Origin of the sequence: Haladaptatus sp. (assembly GCF_049589095.1) — an archaeon.
In the GTDB taxonomy this organism is placed as follows: domain Archaea; phylum Halobacteriota; class Halobacteria; order Halobacteriales; family Haladaptataceae; genus Haladaptatus.
On record NZ_JBAWAC010000218.1, the window covers coordinates 1 to 3369 of the forward strand.

General features: G+C 59.8%; 3 protein-coding genes. 1 reads left to right on the forward strand and 2 read right to left on the reverse strand.

Annotation, left to right across the window (positions count from 1 at the left end):
- Window positions 1-30: 30 nt before the first annotated feature.
- Window positions 31-1506 (reverse strand): ATPase domain-containing protein, encoded by a 1476-nt coding sequence (locus tag WBV42_RS07100; protein WP_423985408.1) that lies wholly within the window; start codon window positions 1504-1506, stop codon window positions 31-33.
- A 151-nt stretch (window positions 1507-1657) separates the two neighbouring features.
- Between WBV42_RS07100 and WBV42_RS07105 the strand changes: the two genes are divergently transcribed.
- Window positions 1658-2296, forward strand: coding sequence for a cyclase family protein (locus WBV42_RS07105; protein WP_423985409.1), 639 nt, complete (start codon window positions 1658-1660; stop codon window positions 2294-2296).
- A 347-nt stretch (window positions 2297-2643) separates the two neighbouring features.
- Here WBV42_RS07105 and WBV42_RS07110 read toward each other — a convergent pair.
- The coding region (locus WBV42_RS07110) for a ribonuclease H-like domain-containing protein (protein WP_423985410.1) at window positions 2644-3369 on the reverse strand (726 nt) is incomplete at its 5' end.

Genomic DNA, 3369 nt, shown 5'->3' on the forward strand with positions numbered 1-3369 from the left:
CGCTTGCCCAGCGCGAGGATGAGGGCCGCTTCACTCATTGTACGTCTCCGATCGTTCCCGTGCCCAATCAGGAGAACCAGAGAGAACACCGCTGAGTTCGTTCAACGGTTCACCGACCTTGAGTCCGTGTTCGGTAATCTGGAACTCGCGGAGCATCCGTTCGAAGTCGCTCGTCCGCTTTTTCAGGACGCCGATTGCCTTGCGCATCTCACCCGCCAGTTCGAGGTGGCGGAGGAAAACGATATTGTCGGCGAGATAGCTGATTCCCGCTTCGGTCGCCTGAAATTCGCCGGTGACGGTGTCGATTTCGTCCACGAGGATGACGGAGATTCCCATGTTCTTCAGGTAGCGACAGAGCGTGTGGAGTTTGCGAACCAACACGCGGTCGTCGTTGTCCCGGAGCGAGAGTTTGTAGCCGTCGATGCCGTCGATCATGACGATGCTGGTGTCGTTCTCCTCGACGTCCATCCGTACCCGGTGGGCGAACTCGGTCGCCGAGCAGTCGAGTGGTTTCATCTCCTCGACCGTGAGGGAGCCCTGTTTTTCCATCTGCTTGACCGGGATGTTGATATTTTGGCTGCGTTCGCGGAACGTCTCCAGCGTCTCCTCGAACATGTACATGACCGACCGCTCGCCACGTCCGGCGGCCTCCTTCATGAACTGCGTCCCGACGGTCGTCTTCCCGACGCCGGTCGGCCCGCTGAGGATGGTGATGGTCCCGCGTTCGAATCCACCGTTGAGCAGTTGGTCCACCTCGGGGACGCCCGAGGAGATGGCGTCGAGTTCGAACTCCTTGGAGTACTCGCCCGGAGTGAGTTCGGGATAGACGGCGATGCCGCCGTCCTGAATCCGCATCGCGTGGTCACCCTCGTTGACGGACGACCCACGGAATTTGGAGACGTTGATCGTCCGTCCGTGTGCGGTGTGTTCGAGTTCGATGGTACCGTCGGTCATGTACTGAAGGTCGTCGTCGGACGACTCATCGCTGTGCTGTGACGTGAACAGGACGGTCGCACCCTGTTCTTTCAGGTAGTGCATGAACGCGATGACCTGCTTCCGGAACTGGTAGTCGTTGGACGTGAGGTGACGAAGTCGAGTGAGGGGGTCGATAAACACCCGGTCCGGGTCGATGGATTCGACACGGTCCGTGATCGCCTGCGTGAGCGGTTCCTGCTCCACTTCGCTGGGCGTGAAGATGTCGTACGATTGCTCGTCCACGAACACGTCCGAGTCGGGACTCAAATCGAGGAAATGAACGTCGGAGAGATCGATGTCGAGCGTGGAAGCGTTGTCACGGATGTCGTCCTCGGATTCTTCCAGATTGACGAACAGTACCGTCTCGTCCGAATCGACACCTTCCGTGAGATACTTCATTCCAAGAATCGTTTTGCCCGTCCCCGGATCACCCCGGAGAAGATAACTTCGTTCCGCAATAAATCCACCCCGTAGAATCTCGTCGAGACCCGGTGTTCCAGTTGGAATTTTTGTCAGTTTAGAATCACTCATGCGCGCGTTGATATAGATGTCCAGTGGAAGGCTATATTTCTGTCGGAATATATAATCCGTAATCGAATGACGAGTGGTAGTAATACGATGTTTTAAGTAGGGCAATCGGGCGACGAGATTTTTATCACACAGGTTCGAGAATCGAACGAACATGTTACGCGACTGTACCCATCCGTTGACCCCCGCGACGACGGTGTACCCCGGCGACCCGCACGTCGAGTGCACCCCCCACGCGACCCACGAGGAGGATGGCTACCGCGTCACCAGCCTCGAACTCGGAACCCACAGCGGGACACACATCGACGCCCCCAGCCACACCGAACCCGACGGCCGGACCCTCGATTCGTTTTCCGTCGGGACGTTCGCGTTCGAGGCCCGTCTCGTGGACTGTCGGGGGGCGAACCCACGCGAACCCATCGAGCGTGATGGGTTACCGAATCCGGCCGACGCGGACCTGCTCGTCCTCCACACCGACTGGGACGCTCACTGGGGAACCGACGCTTACTTCGACCACCCGTATCTCACGGCCGACGCCGCGGCGTGGTGTGCCGAACGCGACTACCACGTCGCCATCGACGCCCTCAACGTGGACCCCACACCGACCCAAAACGCCCGCGACGACGAACCCGACGGCATCCCCGCCCACCACGCACTCCTCGGCAGCGACCACCTCATCCTGGAGAACCTGACGAATCTGGACGGGCTTCCCGAGCGGTTTCGACTCTCGGCGTTTCCGCTAGCCGTGGCGGATGCAGATGGTGGGCCGGTTCGTGCCGTCGCGGAATGGTGAGAGGACCAGTACTGGAACCTACTGAAAAGTACTGGCGCAACGTCACAACGAGTTCGAAAGCCTCCAACCCACTCGCTTCGAAGGGGGAGGGTTAGGTTTGCTTTGATTTCAGTAACCGAGCCGCATCATACCGCTACCGCAACCGCCACACCCTCCCCAACCGATTCTCCGCCGCTCCTTGCTGTCACGGCGTCGCTCATCCCTCGCGCGCGTTTCTCACGCGCGCCGTGTGGCACGGACGAGCCTTTGAGATACGAAATCCCCCTCCAGTAACTGCAATCGCAGAACGATCAAAACCGGAATTCACGCGCAGTCGAAATCGAACACGAAGTCCACCAAACAACCCGTTATTCCACGTGTTGGGCGAAGACGTCGTGATGGAGTTCGTCGCAAGCGTGTTCCAGAATCGATTCCAAGTTCTGCGTGTCGTACTGATTGTATTCGATCAAGGTTTCCAGTGCCTCCTCGTCGCCCGCTTCGTACTGGTGCCAGAGGCGAACGGCGTCCTCGCCGCCGATGTCCATGCCGCCGCGGGAGATTCCGAGGGCGGATTCCACGGCACTCAGACCACCCGTGAGACCGAGGCGCTTGCAGGTGTACATCAGATCGACGTGCGGCGTGTCGAGCGAGAGGTCGAACTCGTGTTCGAGGAACGGTTGGTCGAAGCGTTTACCGTTGAACGAGACGACGAGGTCCGACTCGCCGAGTTCACGCTGAAGGGCTTCGGCGGTCAGGTCGTCGCCGCGGACGAGAGTCTTCGTCTCGCCGTCGCGGTGGAGGCTGACGGTGGTCGTGACGCTCGAAAAGTGGCTCAAACCGGTGGTCTCGATGTCGAAGAAGCAGGTGTCCGAGCGGAAGTTCTCGTACAATCGCCAACTCTCGCTGGAGGGAAAGGCCGAGGCGAAGAAGGCGGAGTTGCCGTCGTCCAGGTGCTCGCTCGCGGTGGCGATGAACGACTCGATTCGGTCGCCCGTGGCGCTCCCGACGTGGGACGGGTCGAACTCGTCCCAGTGGGTGACGCCGTTTCGCCACAGTTTCTGCTCCGTCTTCTCGCCCACCCCGCGGACGGGAAT

Bases quoted from the DNA above. Each gene is read 5' to 3' on its own strand.
- WBV42_RS07100 (WP_423985408.1), bottom strand. From the start codon at position 1,506: ATGAGTGATTCTAAACTGACAAAAATTCCAACTGGAACACCGGGTCTC.
- WBV42_RS07105 (WP_423985409.1), top strand. From the start codon at position 1,658: ATGTTACGCGACTGTACCCATCCGTTGACCCCCGCGACGACGGTGTAC.